16 protein-coding genes are annotated in these 17,970 nt (G+C 61.7%); 9 read left to right on the forward strand and 7 right to left on the reverse strand.

Going from position 1 to position 17,970, the window contains the following annotated elements; all coding sequences use genetic code 11:
• The first annotated feature begins 2 nt into the window (after nt 1–2).
• Entirely contained in the window at nt 3–1,445 is a 1,443-nt protein-coding gene (locus HX807_RS01160; protein WP_177049065.1) for a cytochrome c, read from the forward strand.
• A 149-nt stretch (nt 1,446–1,594) separates the two neighbouring features.
• Nucleotides 1,595–2,680 carry a pyridoxal phosphate-dependent aminotransferase gene (locus HX807_RS01165; protein WP_177049066.1) on the forward strand — a complete coding sequence of 362 codons (1,086 nt, stop codon included), beginning with the start codon at nt 1,595–1,597 and terminating at the stop codon, nt 2,678–2,680.
• A 122-nt stretch (nt 2,681–2,802) separates the two neighbouring features.
• On the opposite strand, the gene HX807_RS01170 is transcribed toward HX807_RS01165, so the two are convergent.
• From HX807_RS01170 to HX807_RS01185, 4 genes are all read right to left on the reverse strand, one after another.
• A complete protein-coding gene (locus HX807_RS01170; RefSeq protein WP_177049067.1) occupies nt 2,803–3,507 on the reverse strand; it encodes a hypothetical protein in 705 nt (234 codons plus the stop codon).
• Nucleotides 3,508–3,580: 73 nt separating this feature from the next.
• Entirely contained in the window at nt 3,581–4,078 is a 498-nt protein-coding gene (locus HX807_RS01175) for a hypothetical protein (RefSeq protein WP_003216397.1), read from the reverse strand.
• Between the two features lie 69 nt (nt 4,079–4,147).
• Nucleotides 4,148–4,633: an N-acetyltransferase gene (locus HX807_RS01180; RefSeq protein ID WP_177049068.1), complete on the reverse strand. Its 486-nt coding sequence runs from the start codon at nt 4,631–4,633 to the stop codon at nt 4,148–4,150.
• Nucleotides 4,634–4,672: 39 nt separating this feature from the next.
• Nucleotides 4,673–5,875, reverse strand: a complete 1,203-nt coding sequence (locus tag HX807_RS01185; RefSeq protein ID WP_177049069.1) for a pyridoxal phosphate-dependent aminotransferase — start codon at nt 5,873–5,875, stop codon at nt 4,673–4,675.
• A gap of 223 nt (nt 5,876–6,098) precedes the next feature.
• Between HX807_RS01185 and HX807_RS01190 the strand changes: the two genes are divergently transcribed.
• Nucleotides 6,099–8,123, forward strand: a complete 2,025-nt coding sequence (locus HX807_RS01190; RefSeq protein ID WP_177049070.1) for a c-type cytochrome — start codon at nt 6,099–6,101, stop codon at nt 8,121–8,123.
• A 142-nt stretch (nt 8,124–8,265) separates the two neighbouring features.
• Here HX807_RS01190 and HX807_RS01195 read toward each other — a convergent pair whose 3' ends face one another.
• Entirely contained in the window at nt 8,266–10,284 is a 2,019-nt protein-coding gene (locus HX807_RS01195) for a TonB-dependent receptor (RefSeq protein ID WP_177049071.1), read from the reverse strand.
• Nucleotides 10,285–10,662: 378 nt separating this feature from the next.
• Here HX807_RS01195 and HX807_RS01200 point away from each other — a divergent pair, with 378 nt between their 5' ends.
• Both HX807_RS01200 and HX807_RS01205 read left to right on the forward strand, forming a co-directional pair.
• Nucleotides 10,663–10,899, forward strand: coding sequence for a VF530 family DNA-binding protein (locus tag HX807_RS01200; protein WP_003216406.1), 237 nt, complete (start codon nt 10,663–10,665; stop codon nt 10,897–10,899).
• Nucleotide 10,900: 1 nt separating this feature from the next.
• The gene (locus HX807_RS01205; RefSeq protein WP_177049072.1) at nt 10,901–11,542 is read left to right on the forward strand and encodes a Pr6Pr family membrane protein; all 642 of its coding nucleotides are present in this window, start codon (nt 10,901–10,903) and stop codon (nt 11,540–11,542) included.
• 71 nt (nt 11,543–11,613) lie between these two features.
• Here the strand turns inward: HX807_RS01205 and HX807_RS01210 are convergent, their stop codons facing one another.
• Both HX807_RS01210 and HX807_RS01215 read right to left on the reverse strand, forming a co-directional pair.
• Nucleotides 11,614–12,363 (reverse strand): siderophore-interacting protein, encoded by a 750-nt coding sequence (locus tag HX807_RS01210; protein ID WP_177049073.1) that lies wholly within the window; start codon nt 12,361–12,363, stop codon nt 11,614–11,616.
• Complete coding sequence (locus HX807_RS01215; protein WP_003216412.1) at nt 12,360–12,908, reverse strand: PadR family transcriptional regulator; 549 nt, start codon at nt 12,906–12,908, stop codon at nt 12,360–12,362. Before HX807_RS01215 ends, HX807_RS01210 begins: the two co-directional genes overlap by 4 nt.
• Before the next feature lie 539 nt (nt 12,909–13,447).
• Between HX807_RS01215 and HX807_RS01220 the strand changes: the two genes are divergently transcribed.
• From HX807_RS01220 to HX807_RS01235, 4 genes are read left to right on the forward strand one after another with little or no spacing between them, the layout of a single operon-like run.
• Nucleotides 13,448–13,969 (forward strand): fimbrial protein, encoded by a 522-nt coding sequence (locus HX807_RS01220; protein ID WP_023659208.1) that lies wholly within the window; start codon nt 13,448–13,450, stop codon nt 13,967–13,969.
• Between the two features lie 51 nt (nt 13,970–14,020).
• Entirely contained in the window at nt 14,021–14,581 is a 561-nt protein-coding gene (locus HX807_RS01225) for a fimbrial protein (protein ID WP_023659209.1), read from the forward strand.
• Between the two features lie 16 nt (nt 14,582–14,597).
• A complete protein-coding gene (locus tag HX807_RS01230; protein ID WP_158213531.1) occupies nt 14,598–17,210 on the forward strand; it encodes an outer membrane usher protein in 2,613 nt (870 codons plus the stop codon).
• Nucleotides 17,207–17,959, forward strand: a complete 753-nt coding sequence (locus HX807_RS01235) for a fimbria/pilus periplasmic chaperone (RefSeq protein WP_134327278.1) — start codon at nt 17,207–17,209, stop codon at nt 17,957–17,959. Before HX807_RS01230 ends, HX807_RS01235 begins: the two co-directional genes overlap by 4 nt.
• The last annotated feature ends 11 nt before the right edge of the window (nt 17,960–17,970 follow it).

Genomic DNA, 17,970 nt, shown 5'->3' on the forward strand with positions numbered 1-17,970 from the left:
TCATGGGATTGCTTAAATTTCCATTGCTGGCCTTGCTGCTCACCGCGTTGCCGGTGTTTGCCGCTGAAGACACCGCCGCGCTGATCGAGAAGGGCGCCTATGTCGCCCGTGCCGGCGATTGCGAAGCCTGCCACCGTACCGCCGAGAATGGCGGCGCGCCGCTGGCCGGCGGGTATGTGATCGACTCGCCCATGGGCAAGATCATCTCCAGCAACATCACCCCGTCCAAGGCCTACGGCATCGGCGACTACACCGAGCAGCAACTGGCGGACGCCTTGCGCAAAGGCATCAACGCCAAGCGCCAGCACCTGTACCCGGCGATGCCCTACACCTCTTACCAGGGCATGAGCGATGACGACATCCACGCCTTGTACGTGTACTTGCAACAGGGCGTCAAAGCCGTGGACCAGCCGGTGCCGGAAACGCACCTGGCGTTCCCGTTCAACATCCGCCAACTGATGTTCGGCTGGAACCTGGTGTTCCTCGACAGCCAGGGTTTCGTGCCCAAGCCCGGCGCCACCGAACAGACCAGCCGTGGCCAGTACCTGGTGGACAACCTCGCCCACTGCGGCGCCTGCCACACCCCACGTAATGCCTTGATGGCCGAGGACAACAGCCAGTACCTGGCCGGCGCCAAACTGGGGGGCTGGGTTGCGCCCAACATCACCTCCGACAAGGTCAGCGGGCTGGGGGACTGGAGCGAAGATGACCTGGTCAACTTCCTGAAAAACGGTCACCTCGCCGACAAGGCCCAAGCCGCGGGCGGCATGGCCGAAGCCGTGGAAAACAGCTTCCGCTACCTCAGCGACAGCGACCTGCATGCCATGGCCACCTACCTGCACAGCGTGCCGCCGATCCGCGATCCCGGGCAAACCGAGCGGGTGGTGCGTGACGTCAAGCCGGTGGACATGAGCACCCTGGAAACCGGCCAGGGCGATCAAGCCTCACTGGCCGACGCCACCGGACTGGATGGCGCACGCCTCTACAACTCGGCCTGCTCCAGCTGCCACGGCCGCGATGGCCAGGGCTCGGCTGACAAGTTCTACCCGTCCCTGAGCCTCAACACCGCGCTCAACGGCAACCAGGCCAACAACCTGGTGATGGCGATCATCGCGGGCATCGACCGCAAAGGTGCCGACGGCGCCGTGAGCATGCCGGCCCTGGGCGGTGACCTGAACGACGCGCAAATCGCCGCCATCGCCAACTACAGCCTGCACACCTTCGGCAACCCGGCGCTGAGCGTCAGTTCCGAAGAAGTCACCAGCCTGCGTCGCGGTGGGGATGCGCCGTTGTTGATCACGGCCATGCCGTACCTGCTGTGGGGCGGTGGCCTGGTGGTGCTGGTGCTGATCATCGTGCTGTTGCTGTGGCGCCGTCACCACAAACACCTGCGGGCAGTGGAGGCCAAGCGGATCGCGTTGAACCGGCGTTTTCATTCCAACTAGCCGGAAACGCAAAAGCCCCGCCTTCGGTATGAAGTGCGGGGCTTTTTGTTGGTTGGGTAAATCACCGGCTGTTTTCCTCGTCATACCCAATTGCAGGAACGGGGGCGAATCCCGCACCTGAAGCTGCGAGCCGACAAGGAGAGGTCTTCATGGTCAACGTGAGTCGTCGTTCCCTGATCGCACTGGGCGCGGCCTTGCCGTTGCTGGGTCGCCTGGACTGGGCTGAGGCAAGCCCCGCCGTGGCGGCGCCCGAGGTGCTGCTCAACTACAACGAAAGCCCCTACGGGCCCTCGCCGGCTGCGCGGCAGGCCATGCAGCGCGGTATTGCCGTTTCGGGGCGCTACCCGTACCCGGACATGTACGCGCTGGTTGAACAATTTGCCCGGCAGCAGGGCATTCTGGAGGAGCAGGTGGCGGTGTTCGCCGGCTCCATGGCTGCGTTGCGCTACGCGGTGCTGGCGTTTACCAGCGAAACCCGCAGCCTGGTGATGGCCACGCCTTCCTACGAAGTTCCGCGCCAGGCAGCCGAGTCGTGCAAGGCCAGGGTGCATGAAGTGGACCTCAACGCCGATCACGCCCATGACCTTCCCGCCATGCTCACCGTTGACCGCCAGCCCGGCCTGATCTACCTCTGCAACCCGAACAATCCCACCGGCACCCTTACACCCGCCAAGGCCATCGAACAGGCACTGGCGCGCAAACCCCAGGGCAGCATTTTGCTGGTGGACGAGGCCTACATCGACTTCAGTGACGCACCCAGTTGTGTGGCGTGGGTCAAGGACCATGACGACTTGCTGGTGCTGCGCACGTTCTCGAAAATCTACGGCCTGGCCGGCGCACGCCTGGGGCTTGCGATCGGTCATCCGCAGCTGCTGGAACAACTGGCGGTGTTTGGCGGGGACAACGTGCCGGCGGCCGCCAGCCTGCTGGGCGCCCGCGCCAGCCTTGCAGATGCGCAACTGGTGCCGGCGCGCAAGGCGCTCAATACCCGGTTGCGGGATGAGACGGTGGCCTGGCTAAAAAACCGCGGATTCACCTGCACGGCGTCTCACAGCAACTGCTTCATGATTGATGTGCGCCGTCCGGCGGAACAGGTCATCGAGCGGCTGGGCGAGCAGGGCGTGAAGATTGGGCGCGTGTGGCAAAACTGGCCGCAGTGGGTGCGGGTCACCGTGGGCAACGCTGATGAGATGCAGCGGTTTCGCGAGGTATTTGCGGCTCAAGTCGTAGGCTGAATTCGCTGCGACGCAGGTCAAATGTGGGAGCGGGCTTGCTCGCGAAAGCGGAGTGTCAGTCAATGCATACGTGACTGACCCAGCGTCTTCGCGAGCAAGCCCGCTCCCACATTTAGATCGGGTTACTGCTGGGCGATGCTGTAGCCATCAAATGCGGTTTGCTGCTGCAATGCCGTAATGATGCATTTACGCGTCAGTGGCTGCTCGGCGCCCGAGTTATCCACAAAGGTTTCAACTTCCAGTTCCGCCTCGTCACCTTCACCGACAAAGGTAAAGCCGAGGAATTCAAACGCCTCACGGTCCACGTTCGGCTTGGAGCGCGGCGAACGCAGCGGCAGGGTGACGCTGATGCCGTCCTTGCTGATGGCGAACACTTCCACTTCCTTCTTCGGGCGGGAAGCCTTGCCTTTGCCGGCGCTCGGGTTGCTGATGGCCTGGTGGGTCTGGTTCAGCACCTTGAGGGCCAGGCCGTAGACCAGCTCCTGGAACTCCGGGTCGTCCTTGAAGCTGGACAGGATGCGGCTGATGGAGAACTTGCTGTTCAGGTCTTCGAGGGCGGCGTTGTCGGCGGCTTCGGCGTCCTTGAGCTGCTTGAGCTCGCCCATCAGGTCGTAGGCCTTGTCGTCGTCGAAAGCGTCGTGGGCCTGGCGGATGGCCACGCGCAGCTCGCGGATCTGGTCGCTTTCCTTGGAGGTGTGGAACGCGTCCAGCACCATTTCACTGATGGTCTTGGCCGCCGGCACGTGCTGTGAAAGATTGATGGCGTTTTCGTATTCAGCTTTGGATTGCAAGGCGACTACGGATTCTTCGGTGCGGGAATCAGACATTGAAATTTCACTACTTCAGTAAACGGGGAGACGGGAAAAGCGTCGCGCATTTTCAGCGGGGAGGGGGATCAGGTCAAGGCAGCACAATGCCCTCATCGCGGTTGAATGATGCCAACGCCCGCTGCAGCTTGATCGCCCGCCCGCAAAACAGCCCAACGGTAAAACCCGAAGCCCCGCCCGCCAGGGCCAGCATTGGCGCGGTGCTCGACAGCAACGGGTGCACGGCGTGCTGGTAACCGAGGTAATACTTCACGGCGAAGAACAGTTGGGAGATCAGCAGGATTTTCCAGGTGCCGGGCAGCACCAGCGTGTGGCCATCGAGGCTTGCACCCTTGGCGGTGAACATCGCCATCGCCAACAGGCAGCCCACGGCGGCACCGCCCAGCCAGCAGCCGATCGACAGCGTTGAATGTTCAATGGACAGCAGCGACCAGATCACCAGCACCACCGGCAGGATAACCAGTGACCGGTGGTTTTCTCGGCTGCCGCGGGTGGCTTTGATCCCGTACCAGCAGATCCACAGATAAACGGCGTACACCCAAAGGGGCGTGCCCTGAAGAATGTCGAGCATGGTCAGCGTCCGTGCCTGATGAAGTTGGGCGTCGATATTCGCCGGGCCGCGCGTGGCTTGTCCATCGATTTAACCGAGGCGCTTGCCCATTTCGAAGGCGCGTTTTTCGTAGCCCAATTCCTCGTACAGCCGCTGCGCCGGTTCGTTGAAGGCCCAGACGGTCAGGCGCAAATCCCGGGCGCCCTGGCGGATGGCCCAGCGTTCGGCGAGCGCCATCAGTTCACGGCCAATGCCCTGGCCGCGGTGTGCCTCCAGCACGCAGATCGAGCCGATCCTGGCAACACGCAGCGGCTGCAACAACGGGCTGGCGGTCTCGATGATTTGCGCGGTGATAAATCCAACACCAACGCCGTGCTGCTCGGCAAGAAACACCGCCTGAACCCGGCTGGTCAGGCAGGGCCGCCAATGGGACTGGTCGCGCTCCACCTGGTCGGTGGCGTCACGGTAGATATCGGGCCGTTCCTGGTGGTGCAGGCGGTTCAGCGGCTGGCCCAGCACGCACAGGGTGTGCAGGTCATCCAGGTGCGCCTTGCGATAGGTCAATCCTTGAGACATGGCAGTCCTTCGAACGGGGCAAAGGGCGTTTTATGCCCGTTATCGGCGATCACGTAAAGGCGCGGCGTTGGCCCCAAGCCCTTCGACGAAGCCGGCAATGCGCTGGCAAGCCTCCCTGAGGGTGTCATCGGCGACGGTAAACGAAACCCGCACAAACCCTTCGGCGCTGGGGCCAAACGCCTGGGCGTCAAGCACCGATACGCCGGTCTGGCGATACAGTTGCCAGGCGAATTCCCGGCCGCTGAGCCCGGTGCGGCGTACGTCCACCAGCATGAACATGCCCGCCTGGGGGACTCGGCAGTCCAGCTTGCTGATCGCACTCAACGCGTTCACCACCAGGTCACGCCGGCGCCGATACACCGCACGGGCATCGCTGACCAAGGCCTCATCCAGTTCCAGTGCCTTGATCGCCGCCGCCTGGATAAACCCTGGCAGGCCGTAAATCATGCACAGCAGCAAGTTCTCCAGATGGCTGATCAACGTGGGCGGGCCTGCCACCCAGCCTACCCGCCAGCCAGTCATGGCGTGGCTTTTCGACAGGCTGTTGAGCACCACCGTACGCTCGGCCATGCCGGGTAATGCGCTGATGCTCAGGTGTTGATCGTCATAGATGAGCTGCCCATACACTTCATCGCAAATCACCCACAGGTCGTGGGCGCGTGCCACTTCGGCGACAGCTTCCAGCTCTTCGCGGCAGTAGACGTTGCCGGTGGGGTTGCACGGTGTAGCGAGGGCGATGCCCCGGGTCTTGTCGGTAATCGCGGCTTGCAGCGCGGTGCGGGTCAGGCGAAAGCCGTTGGCGGCCGGTTGTTCGACGGTTTTAATGCGTGCCCCCGAGGCTTGGACACAGGCCTCGTAGGTCAGGTACATCGGCTCCGGCACCAGCACTTCATCGCCGTGGCTGAACAGGCACAAGCAGGCCGCGAATAGGCCATTCTGCGCGCCGGCGACCAGGGCGATATTGTCGGCGTGCACCGTAATCCCTTGCAGCAGGCTCTGCCGGGCTGCGATGGCTTCCCGCAGTTTCGGGCGGCCGAGCACAGGGGTGTAGTGGGTGTCGCCGGCGCGCAGGGCGTCCACGGCGGTTTCACAGATCGCGCTGTGTGTGGCGAAATCCGGGTCGCCGACACTGAGCACAATCACGTCTTCGCCACGCAGTTGGGCTTCGGCGGCGGCGTAGTGAATATCCCAGGCACTGACGGATTCGCCGCCAATGCGCCCCACAAAGGGTGAATAACGCATCCTTGCTCTCCTCGCCGACATCGATGCCCGCGTCAATTAGTCAATTTCAGTTCCACTGTAGAACATGCCGCCTGATCCACATCAAGGGCCGCGCGCAAAAAATCCGCTACAACGAAGCTGGGGCTGACCATGCCCCGGTTATCTGCCTGATGACCCAATAAAAACGATTGCAGACCTGCGCCGAGGGGACCGCCCCAGGCCGGGTTATTAAAGGAATAGTGCGATGATTTTTCCCCTGTCACGTCTGGGCCTTGTGGGGGTGGTGCTGTGCCTTTCCCTTCCCCTGCACGCCAACGAAGCCGACCCCACGCTGATCGAACAGGGCAAATACGTTGCCCAACTGGGCGACTGCATCGCCTGCCACACCGCCAGGCAAGGCGCGCAAATGGCCGGCGGGCTTGAACTGGGCACGCCAATGGGCACGATCTACTCGAGCAACATCACCCCGGACCGTGACACCGGCATCGGCCAGTACACCTTCGAGCAGTTCGACCGGGTGATGCGTGAAGGCGTGACGCCGGCCGGGCAGAACCTGTACCCGGCGATGCCTTACCCGTCCTACGCGAGGATGAGCGAAGGCGACATGCGCGCCTTGTTCGCCTACCTGATGCAGGGCGTGGAGGCGGTGAACAAACCCAACCTGGACGCCGAGATGGGCTTCCCGTTCAACCAGCGCTGGGGCCTGGCGTTGTGGAATTTGGCGTTTCTCGACAAGCAACCATTCGTGCCGGACCCGGCGAAGGATGACGTGCTTAACCGTGGCGCCTACCTCGTCCAGGGCCTGGGCCACTGCGGCTCGTGCCACACCCCGCGCGGCATCGCCTTCCAGGAAAAAGCCATGAGCGACGCGGGCCGCAGTGGCCGGCATTACCTGGCCGGTGCGACTGTCGAGCACTGGCGCGCCTTGAGCCTGCGCAACCTGTGGACGGTGGACGACACCGTGCAATTGCTCAAGACCGGGCAGAACCGCTTTGCCACGGTCGCGGGCAACATGGCGGATGTGATTCATCACAGTACCCAACACTTCACCGATGCCGATTTGACCGCCATCGCGACGTATCTCAAATCCCTGCCGCCGGGCAAGGACGACCTGCCGATGCCCGCCGTGGCCCACGAACCCGCCGCACCGCCCAAGGACTTGTTCACCAGCCGTGGTGGCCTGGGCTATATGCAGTTTTGCAGTGACTGCCACCGCAGCGATGGCGGCGGGGTGAAAGGGCTGTTCCCGCCGTTGGCCGGCAACCCGAGCGTTGCCTCGAACAACCCGACGTCACTGCTGCACATCACCCTCACCGGTTGGGAAACCGCCGAGACCGCAGCCCATCCACGGGTCTACACCATGCCTGGGTTTGCGCGGTTGGCGGATCAGGAAATCGCTGAAATCCTCAGTTTCGTGCGCAGCCGTTGGGGCAACGAAGGCACGCCTGTCACGGCTGCCCAAGTGAAGAAAATGCGCGGCCAGCTCAACCCGGTCACCACCGACTCGTCAGCGTTTGAAACCCCACGCCTGGCCGAATTGTTGGCGGCGCCGAATACCGATCAGGTGGTACGCGGCATGCGCCTGCACCTGCAGACCAAGGAACTGCTGCCCAATAACGTGGGCAACTCGCTGAACTGCACCAGCTGCCATCTCAACGCCGGCACTGTGGCGGATGGTTCGCCGTTTGTGGGCGTCTCGGCATTTTTCCCGAGCTATGCGCCGCGTGCGGGCAAGGTGGTGAGCCTGGAAGAGCGGATCAACGGCTGCTTCCGTCGCTCGATGAATGGCAAGCCGTTGCCAGCGGAATCGGCGGATATGCAGGCGATGGTGGCGTACTTCGACTGGATGAAAAACAACACCAGGCCCGAAGACAAAGTCGCCGGGCGCGGGGTGGGCAAGGTCGACCCGGCGATCAAGCCGGATATGCAGAATGGCAGGCAGGTGTACGCCCGGCAATGCGCGGTGTGCCATGGCGACAATGGCCAAGGGTTGACGCGGGCGGATGGCGAGTTGGTGTACCCGCCGTTGTGGGGCGAGCAGTCGTTCAATATCGGGGCGGGGATGGCGCGGCTGTACACGGCGGCGGCGTTCGTCAAACGCAACATGCCGATCGGTTTTCACGAGAAATTCCCGTTGGGGCAGGGCGGGTTGTCGGATCAGGAGGCGGTGGATGTGGCAGCGTACTTCTCCCAACAACCTCGTCCGGATTTCCCGGACAAGGTGAAGGACTGGCCGAAGGGGGGTAAGCCCGTGGATGCGCGGTACTAACCCCACCACCTATTCGAAGTGGGCACAGTCAATGTGGGAGCGGGCTTGCTCGCGAAGACGGTGAGTCAGTCACCCATGTATTGACTGACACTGCGCTTTCGCGAGCAAGCCCGCTCCCACAGTTTTAACCGAGTGCAGTCAGTTAGAAGGTGGTGCGCAACCCAACCTGCACACTCCGCCCCGGCGCAGGGGCGATGTCCCGCAGGATCGAACTGGCGTAGCGCACGGTCTGGTTCGTCAGGTTCTCGCCGTTGACGAACGCCAGCCACTGGCTGCCGCCGACATTGAAGCGGTAGCCGGCGCTGGCGCCCAAGGTGGTGTAGCCGTCGGTGCCGCTTTCGTTATCCGGCACCCGGCCCTGGCCCGCCGCGTGTTCAACGTCAATCCGCGCCTGCCAGCGATCCAGTTCCCACAAGAGGCCGCTGTTCAAACGCAACGGCGCAATGCGGGGCAACGCTTCACCCGTGTCCAGGTTGGTTGCACGGGTGTAGTCGCCCGACAGTTCCAGCGCGAACTTGCCGTAGGCACCTTCCCCCAGCTTGATGTGATCCTGGGCTTCAAAGCCTGCGAAACGCGCACGCACACCGGAATATTTGTACTCAGGGATGCCGCCGGCGTCTTCCTCGCCTTCGTCATTCAAGGTGCGACCGCTGCCCAGCAGGCCGATGTAATTGGAGAAGTGGCTGTAGAACACGCCGAAGCTGCCCTTGTGGGTGCCGTTGTCGAAGCGCAGCGCCAGGTCGCTGGACACGGCTTTTTCTTTCGACAGGTTGGCGTCGCCCAGTTCATAGGTGCCGGTGGCGACGTGAGCGCCGTTGGCATACAGCTCGTAGAAGGTCGGGGCACGTTCGGTGTAGCCGAGGGTGGCGGCCAGGGACCAGATCGGCGTGAGGGTGTACACCGCGCCGGACGACAGGCTGCCGGCGGTGAAGTCGGCGGATTTGTCGGCATTGGCGAAGCGTGCGTTGCCTTTGCCGTCCGGGTCGACGTTAGTGTGTTCCAGGCGCCCGCCGAGGCTCAGCTTGAGGCGCTCGGTGGCCTGCATTTCTTCGAGGATAAACAGCGCGCCGGCGTTGGTATCGGTCTGCGGCACGAAGGCTTCTTCACCCAGGGCCGAGAATTCATTACGACTGACTTGGGCGCCCACCACGCCGTTGAACGGCCCGATCGGCAAGTGTCGCGCTTCCACCCGGGCTTCATAGCCCTTGTTCTTGAAGGTGGTGCCGGTCTCGCCGCCTTCGATTTCCATGTGCTTGTAGTCGGTATAGCCGGCGTCGAGTTTGACCGAGGTGAACGGGCCTTGCAGGTTGCGGATTTCGGACGCAAGGGCGTAGTGATCCTGCTTCATGCGGATGCGCACGTCCTGCTCGGCCGGGGAGCCGTAGTTGCTGTCGTAGTTGCTGTAGGACAGCCCGGCGTAACCGTCGTCCCAAGTGTAGGAACCGCCGACTGCACCACCGTCCTGGCGTCCGTCGCTGTTGCCGAGGCGACCGTTCTTGCCTTCACCGTCTTCGCTTGGCCGTGCATGGCGGCTGCGGGCAAAACCGGGGATTTTCAGGTCGTTGAATTCCCGCGCGCTGGCGTCCAGGTGCAAGGCGAAGGTGCCGTTGCCGGCTTCCAGTTTGCCGGCGCTGCTGCGGGTGGTGTCGGCGCCGCCGTAGCGCAATTCACCAGCACCGTGAATGCCTTCGATGGCTTCGGTGGGGATGCGGTTGTCGAAGGTATTGACCACGCCGCCGATGGCGCTGCCGCCATAGAGCAGGGCGGCCGGGCCACGCACGATTTCGATGCGGTCGACGTTGACCGGGTCCAGCGGCACGGCGTGGTCATAGGACAACGACGAGGCATCCAGCGCGCCGACTCCGTTGCGCAGGAGGCGAATGCGGTCACCATCCTGGCCACGAATGATCGGCCGGCTGGCCCCCGGGCCGAAGTACGACGACGACACACCGGGCTGCTTGTTCAGGGTTTCACCCAGGCTGCCTTTTTGTTGCAGGGTCAGGTCATCGCCTTCCAGCACGGTGGTGGGCGAGGCGAGGGTTTCGCTGCCCAGCGGGTTGCCGGTGATGACTTGGGGTTGCAGTTCCAGGGCGTTGGCCTGGGAGGTGATCAACAGGGCGGCGGCCAGCGGGGTGAGGCGCCAGAGAGAAGAGAGGGACATCGGTCGTTCCTTGGCAAACGGCAAAAAGAGAAGGCTGCAAACGGTAAGGGATTCGATACCCTTTGATAGTTATCGTTACAATATAACATCACTTTTTTCCCTGCCAAGGGGAACTTTCCCAAACCCCGCTCGATCACTCCCACGCTGATCGTTCCCACGCTCTGCGTGGAAATGCATGCCGTGACGCTCTGCGTCACCATTGCGCAGGGTTAAAACTTGCGTCGACCGAGGGACGCAGAGCGTCCAATTCGGCATTCCCATGCAGGGCGTGGGAACGATCGAACAGTGGCCTATAGTGAAGGCAACGCTTCCACCCGCACGGCCCGTCCGCTAAGGTGCGCGGCTTCGTTTTCTTCTTTTCTGCACAAAAGGCCCGGCATGACCGCGACAAACAAAGACCCACTGCACGGCGTCACCCTGGAACAGGTCCTCACCGCGCTGGTGGCGCATTACCAATGGGAAGGCCTGGCCGAGCGCATCAACATCCGCTGTTTTTCCAGTGACCCGAGCATCAAGTCGAGCCTGTCGTTCCTGCGCAAGACCCCGTGGGCGCGGGAGAAGGTCGAAGGTTTGTACGTGAAGTTGATGCGCACCAAGCGACCGGTCGAGGACTGAGGTGAAACGTCACCTTATCGGCCTCGCAGCCCTCGGCGGTTGGGCCGGCCTGGCGCTGCAGCAGTACATCATTTTCTACTTCCGCTGGGTCGATGGCGCCAGCCTGTTGCCGGGCCTGGTGAATTTCTTCAGCTTCTTCACCGTGCTCACCAACACCCTGGTGGCGGTGGTGTTGACCCATGCGTGGGTGCAACGGCCAACCGCGGCGAGCCGGTTCTTCCTCGGGCCCGTAGTCAGCAGCGGGATTGCCGTGAGCATTGTCGTGGTCAGCCTCGCCTACAGCCTGTTGTTGCGCCACATGTGGCAGCCTGCGGGGGTGCAGTTTGTGGCGGACGAGCTGCTGCACGACGTGATGCCGTTGGTGTTTGTCGCGTATTGGTGGTGGTGCGTGCCCAAGGGCAGTCTGCGCCTCAAACACATCGGGCTGTGGGTGATTTACCCGGTGGTGTACTTCGCCTATGTGTTGTTGCGCGGGTATGTGTGGGGGCTGTATCAGTACCCGTTCATTAACGTGGACACCCTGGGTTATCCACAGGTGTTCATCAATGCCGGGGGGATTCTGGTGGGGTTTGTGCTGATTGCTCTGGGGGTGGTGGGGCTGGATAAAATCTGTAGGAGCGAGCTTGCTAGCGAAGAACGTTAACGATAACGCAGTGTGTCTGGTTTAACGCGGCGCTCTCAGGTTCTTCGCGAGCAAGCTCGCTCCTACAGGGATCACTGTTGCCAGTAACCCACGGCCTTGAGGAATGCCTCATTGACGTTGTGCGTGTCCAGCAGCACCCGCCGTACCTGGCGCGACAGCTTGCTCTCGGTGGCGACAAAGCTGTACAGCGAACCGCCCGGCAGCGTCAGGTTCTGCACCGTCTCGAGCAGGTCATCCTGGCCGCGCACCACCCAGATCACTTCCACTTCGGCAGCGCTGACCAGCGGCTGCTGTTCCGCCGCATTGGCGATCTCTATCACCGCCAATACCTTGCGCCCCGCCGGCAATTCGTCCAGGCGCCGGGCAATCGCCGGAATCGCGGTTTCATCGCCGATCAACAGGTAGCTGTCGAAGATATCCGGCACGATCATCGAGCCACGCGGCCCGCCGATGTGCAGGTGCTGACCGACCTTGGCCTGCTCGGCCCAGGTGGAGGCAGGGCCATCGCCATGCAGCACGAAGTCGATGTCCAGCTCGCCGATGTCCAGGTCGTACCGGCGTGGGGTGTAGTCGCGCATGGCGGGTTGCGGGCCGTCGCCGCGCAGGTTGAAGTCGGGGCTGTCCAGCGCCGCTTGTTCGGCGGCGTTCTGTGGGAACAGCAGCTTGATGTGATCGTCACTGCCCAGGCTGATAAAGCCCGCCAGTTCCGGCCCGCCCAGGGTGATGCGGCGCATGCGCGGGGTGATGTCGACCACCCGCAGGACTTCGAGGCGGCGGCGTTTGATTTCGTGGGTCACGCGGTGGATGGCTTGGGTATTCATTGAGCTTTCCCGTCGGCAATGGCTTGGGCGGTGCTGTTGAGCAGCGCCGCGACACGAACGATTTCTTCCGGGCTCCAGCGCCCGTGGTGCGAATGCAAGGCGTGGCGCAGGTTATGCACCGCCTCGTGGATTTCCGGCGGACGGTCCTGGCCCCGCAGCGAACGTTTGCTCACATCCATGCGCATGCGAATGCCTTCGAGGGCAACCGCCTGTTCGCTTAAGAAGAGACGACCGGCGTCGGTGATTGTGTAGCGTTTTTTTCCGTCTTCGGCGTCGCCGGTAATCAATTCGCTTTCTTCGAGAAAGGTCAGCGTGGGGTAGATCACGCCGGGGCTGGGGCTGTAGGCGCCGTCGAACAGGGTCTCGATCCGGCGAATCAGGTCGTAGCCATGGCACGGCTGTTCGGCGATCAGCGCCGGCAGCAGCAGTTTCAGGTCGCCGGGGGCGAAGACCCGCGGGCCACGGCCGCCGCGCTCGCGGCCTGGACGTTTGTCGAAGCCGTCGCGGCTGTCACCGGGGTCGCGGTGTGAATGATGGTCTCTCATTTTGGGTGCTCTCGTTTGGTTTAGATACAACGTAAGATATATCTTATTGCCGCCGCAACCCCGGCAGACGAACGGTCATCTCGCGTCTTGTGAGACGGGGCTCGAAACGGGCCGATCAGCGCACTGACCCTTTCGACATATTCGCCAACTTGTTAGTTGGCGTGCCCCAGTAATTACTGTTGTTTTTTATAATATGTAATCCTATTCTTACGGACTTGTTCTGCACTAAATCATTCTCGTTAAGTTGATGTAGTCCGTTTCTTACGGTTGATTCAAAAGTTTTGGCAAAGTGCCATAATTTTCCTATGTGTCTTGGTGTGACAAGGCTACGTGAATAAGCGAATCGACCGGCTTTCATATTCAAAATCGAAATGGATAATTGCCCGGCCTCGAACGAACTCCTGAATTGCAATACAAGTAATTGGAAAGCATCCAATTTCCATTGCTTCGGGAAATTGTTCTGGCGCTGGGTTAATTAAGTCCTGTGCGCAACTAAGCCAGGATTTCGTTTTGATTTTTAATACATGTGAGCTCTGCAAATGAAGACTAAAGTAAAAGCTGCGCTGTTGACTGTCGGCCTGTTGGCGGGTTCGATCTCTGTTGCTAATGCGGCGGACGGGACGATTACATTTACCGGTTCGGTCCATTCGGGTGCTTGCTCTATCAAGCCTGAGTCTGTGGATCAGTCAGTTGCACTTGGCGCTATTGCAAAGCATCAGTTGCAATCCGGCGGCAAGTCCACCGCCCGCCCCGTGGCGATCGAGCTTGAAGGGTGCGACCTGTCTGGCCTCACCGATAACACCGTGACCACTACCTTCACCGGTGCACCGTCCAGCGTTGTGCCTGGCGGCATCGGCACGGTCGGCAGCGCGGGCGGCATCGGCATCATGATGACCCACGGTGGCAAAGCGATTGAGCTGGGCGTGCCAACCACTCCGCAGGCCATTGTTGCCGGTAATAACACCCTGCAGTTCGGCGCCTACGTACAAGGCCAGGCGACAGGCGACATCGTTCCTGGTGATTTCAGCGCAGTCACCAACTTCACCTTGGCTTATCAGTAAGTGTTTCCCCCGCCACCACTGGTGGCGGGGGAAAACTGGCGGGAGATCAAGGTGAAAACATTCATAAGTCTCGCTATTGCCTCTTCATTGACGTTGTTCATCAGCCCTTGTGATGCCGCGCAGACGCGTGTGCAAGGCGATGGGCTCGTCACGCTGGGAGGCGAGATCATCGACTCGGCCTGCGGGCTGGAAGCGGTCACTGCCGATCAGACCATCGACATGCCTCCCGAACCCATCGGCCGCCTGTTGCGAGAGGGCGCGGGGCAAATGCAGCCGTTCCAGCTACGGCTGGTCAACTGCACCGTGACGCGTCCCGACCCGCTGCGCCCCGGCGAAACGCTGCCGGACTGGGAGCATCTTCGCGTGACGTTCGACGGGCCCAGCGATATGGGCGGGCGCACCTTTGCGGCCTTTGGGGCCTCGCAGGGGGTTGCTTTCCATATTGAGGACGCCGCTGGCCAGGTGAGTGTGCCGGGAGTGCCGATGGCGCTGCTGCCGGTGGTTGATGGCGACATGACACTTCATTACAGGCTCCGCCTGGTGGGCAACGGAGTGCCGCTGTTGGCAGGGGCTCACCGCGCGGCAGTGCGGTTCAAGTTGGAATACTTTTGAAGATTGAGTTGCGTGTATGTTGAATACGTCGAAAGTCATGAATACGCTGCGCCCCAGCCTCTTTGGCGGGTTGATATCACTGGCTGGAACTGCAATGGGCGCCGGGGATATTGAGTTTAATACCGACGTTCTTGATCTGATTGATCGCTCCAATATTGACCTGTCTCAGTTTGCACGCAGTGGGTTTATCTTGCCTGGCACCTACTCGATGGTGGTCCAGCTCAATACCCAACCTATATCTGAACAATCGGTGGCGTTCTTTGCCCCCGATGATGATCCCAAAGGCAGTGTGCCCTGTTTATCGCGCGAGCTTGTCGAGCAACTGGGCCTCAAGGCGTCCGGTGCTGACCAGTTGAAGTGGTGGAAGGGCGGGCAGTGCCTGGATGTCACGGGCTTGCCTGGCATGGAGGTCAGTGCCGACCTGGGCACGTCCACCCTGGACATCAACCTTCCCCAGGCCTACCTGGAATACAGCGCCATCAACTGGGACCCGCCGTCACGTTGGGACGAGGGGGTGCCGGGGCTGCTGGTCGACTACAACATGACGGCGCAGTCCAGCTACCGCAAAGGTGACGGTACGCGCAATGACCTCAGCGGTAACGGCACACTCGGGGCCAATGCCGGGGCCTGGCGCCTGCGGGCGGATTGGCAAGGGCGTGTCGAGAAAGACCGCGAGGCGCAGGCCAGCCGGCAAAAACTGGAGTGGAGTCGCTATTACGCATATCGCGCCATTCCTGCGCTGAAGGCACGCCTGGTGTTGGGCGAGGACTACCTGTATTCGGACCTGTTCGACAGCTTCCGCTTTACCGGTGCCGGGCTCAAGTCAGACGAAAGCCAGCTGCCGCCCAACCTGCGGGGCTATGCACCGGAAGTGGTCGGGGTGGCCAAGACCAATGCAAAGGTTGTCATCAGCCAGCAGGGGCGTGTGCTCTATGAAACGCTGGTGGCGGCAGGCCCTTTTCGGATCCAGGACCTTAACGACGCCGTGTCCGGCACGCTGGATGTGCGGGTCGAGGAGCAGGACGGTTCGGTACAGAAATTCCAGCTCGATACGGCAGGCGTTCCCTACCTGACGCGTCCCGGGCAGGTTCGTTACAAGCTGTCTGCCGGGCGACCGTCCAACCTGCAGTACCACTCCCACGGTGACTTTTTCGGCACCGGCGAATTTTCCTGGGGAATCAGCAATGGTTGGTCGCTGCTGGGCGGTGCGATAACGGATAACAACTACCGTGCGCTGTCGGTGGGGGCGGGGCGGGATTTGCTGGCGTTCGGGGCCGTTTCCCTGGACGTCACCCAGTCTCGCGCCAGCCTGTGGAACCAGACACTTTCGGGCAAATCCTACCGCCTTCAATATTCCAAGAACTTTGAAGAGTACGACAGCCAGGTCACCTTCGCCGGTTACCGGTTCTCCGAGAAGAACTACTTGAGCATGAGCCAATACCTGGATGCTCGGCACTATGGGTTGAACGGTGAATTGGGTGGGCGCGGCGTGTTCGATGAAGACGGTAACTTCATTGAACACTGGAAACCCATTGGCGGTAACAAGGCGCTGTATACGGTCACGGTGAACAAACAGTTCCGCGATCTGAACACCACGGTGTATGCCAGCTACAACAAACAAACCTATTGGAACCGGCCGGACACCCAGCGCTGGAACCTGTCGGCGTCTCGTTACTTCAACGTGGGCTCTGTCAGGAACATGAGCCTGTCGCTGAATTTATATCGCACCCATGAATACCAATATAAGGACAACGGAGCAGCGCTGACGGTCAGCCTGCCATTGGGACCCACCGGCACCCTGTCGATGGATGCCAACAGGGCCGGCGGCAAAAACAGCTTTACCACACGCTACGCCGATCGCCTGGATGAACGTAACAGCTACCAGGTCAGTGCCAGCGACACCTCGGCCAGCGGCTACCTGAGCCATATTGGTGACCAGGCCGACATCGACCTCAGCGCCACGACGCAACAAGGCAATAACCGCACCCTCAGCGCATCCGTGCGTGGCGGCGGCACGCTCACCCCTTACGGCGGGGCGCTGCATCGAACCACCAGTACCGGCGGAACCCGGCTGCTGGTCGATACCGCCGGTGTGCCCGATGTGCCCGTGCGGGGCTACGGCACGCCGACCCGCAGCAACGCGTTCGGCAAGGCGGTCATCTCCGACATCACCAGCTACCAGCGTACGGCGGCCAGTGTTGACTTGGAGAAATTGCCCAGCGATGTCGAGGCCACTCAATCCGTGACGCAACTGACCCTCACCGAGGGGGCCATTGGCTACCGATCCCTGGAAGTGATTTCCGGCCAGAAGGCCATGGCGGTTCTTCGCCTGCCGGATGGCAGCGCACCGCCCTTCGGCGCCACGGTGAAAAACCGCAAGCAGCAGGACACCGGGGTGGTGAATGACGGCGGGGATGTCTACCTGAGCGGCATTCAGGCCGGCGAGCAGATGATCGTCAGCTGGGGCGGCACCGAGCGTTGCGTCCTGACGCTGCCTGTCGAGTTGCCAACGGATGCGTTCACCGATGCCCTGCAACTGCGCTGCCAGAGGGTAGCCGTCGATCAAGCCTCACCCGAGCCAGCCAGCCTGACCGGCCAGCGAAACACTATGGAGAACCCATCCTCATGAAACACCACATACGTTTTACCTACGCACTGCTGCTGACGGTCTTGAGCCAGAGCGCCAACGCCGCTGTCGGCCTGGACCGTACCCGCGTGATTTTCGACGGTGGCAAAGACGCAACCAGCGTTAACATCACCAACAACAACCCCCAGTTGCCGTACCTGGCCCAGGGCTGGATCGAGGATGAAGAGGGCAACAAGATCACCTCGCCGTTGATCGTGCTGCCACCGGTCCAACGCCTGGAGCCCGGCAAGCAGAGCCAGGTAAAAGTCCAGGCGTTGCCGGCCGCCAAATCGCTGCCCCAGGATCGGGAGACGGTCTACTACTTCAACCTGCGGGAAATTCCGCCGCGCAGCGACAAGCCCAACACCCTGCAAATCGCCCTGCAAACCCGGATCAAATTGTTTTACCGGCCGCAGGCAATTACCCCCACCCAGCAGGACCTGTCCAACCCATGGCAGGAAAAGCTGACCCTTACCCGGCAAGGCGATCACTACCAGGTGAATAACCCCACGCCTTACTACGTGACCCTGGTGGATGCGCGCAGCAGCAAGGACGGCAAGACCATACCGGGCTTCGAGCCGGTGATGGTCCCGCCCAAAGGCACGCAGGCCCTGGGGCCGACTGCCAAGGAGCTTGGCACCACCCCCTATTTGTCCTACGTGAATGATTACGGTGGCCGTCCGCTGCTGGCGTTCACCTGCAGTGGCGAGACATGCAAGGTGAACACGCAACTGTCTGTGGCCAATCAGTAGTGCCTGCTGCC

It is taken from the genome of Pseudomonas sp. D8002 (genome assembly GCF_013385695.1).
Taxonomy (GTDB): Bacteria; Pseudomonadota; Gammaproteobacteria; order Pseudomonadales; family Pseudomonadaceae; genus Aquipseudomonas.

Excerpts from the sequence above, each read along its gene's own strand:
- HX807_RS01160 (WP_177049065.1), top strand. The coding sequence starts at position 3 with ATGGGATTGCTTAAATTTCCATTGCTGGCCTTGCTGCTCACCGCGTTG.
- HX807_RS01165 (WP_177049066.1), top strand. The coding sequence starts at position 1,595 with ATGGTCAACGTGAGTCGTCGTTCCCTGATCGCACTGGGCGCGGCCTTG.
- HX807_RS01170 (WP_177049067.1), bottom strand. The coding sequence starts at position 3,507 with ATGTCTGATTCCCGCACCGAAGAATCCGTAGTCGCCTTGCAATCCAAA.
- HX807_RS01175 (WP_003216397.1), bottom strand. The coding sequence starts at position 4,078 with ATGCTCGACATTCTTCAGGGCACGCCCCTTTGGGTGTACGCCGTTTAT.
- HX807_RS01180 (WP_177049068.1), bottom strand. The coding sequence starts at position 4,633 with ATGTCTCAAGGATTGACCTATCGCAAGGCGCACCTGGATGACCTGCAC.
- HX807_RS01185 (WP_177049069.1), bottom strand. The coding sequence starts at position 5,875 with ATGCGTTATTCACCCTTTGTGGGGCGCATTGGCGGCGAATCCGTCAGT.
- HX807_RS01190 (WP_177049070.1), top strand. The coding sequence starts at position 6,099 with ATGATTTTTCCCCTGTCACGTCTGGGCCTTGTGGGGGTGGTGCTGTGC.
- HX807_RS01195 (WP_177049071.1), bottom strand. The coding sequence starts at position 10,284 with ATGTCCCTCTCTTCTCTCTGGCGCCTCACCCCGCTGGCCGCCGCCCTG.
- HX807_RS01200 (WP_003216406.1), top strand. The coding sequence starts at position 10,663 with ATGACCGCGACAAACAAAGACCCACTGCACGGCGTCACCCTGGAACAG.
- HX807_RS01210 (WP_177049073.1), bottom strand. The coding sequence starts at position 12,363 with ATGAATACCCAAGCCATCCACCGCGTGACCCACGAAATCAAACGCCGC.
- HX807_RS01215 (WP_003216412.1), bottom strand. The coding sequence starts at position 12,908 with ATGAGAGACCATCATTCACACCGCGACCCCGGTGACAGCCGCGACGGC.
- HX807_RS01220 (WP_023659208.1), top strand. The coding sequence starts at position 13,448 with ATGAAGACTAAAGTAAAAGCTGCGCTGTTGACTGTCGGCCTGTTGGCG.
- HX807_RS01230 (WP_158213531.1), top strand. The coding sequence starts at position 14,598 with ATGTTGAATACGTCGAAAGTCATGAATACGCTGCGCCCCAGCCTCTTT.
- HX807_RS01235 (WP_134327278.1), top strand. The coding sequence starts at position 17,207 with ATGAAACACCACATACGTTTTACCTACGCACTGCTGCTGACGGTCTTG.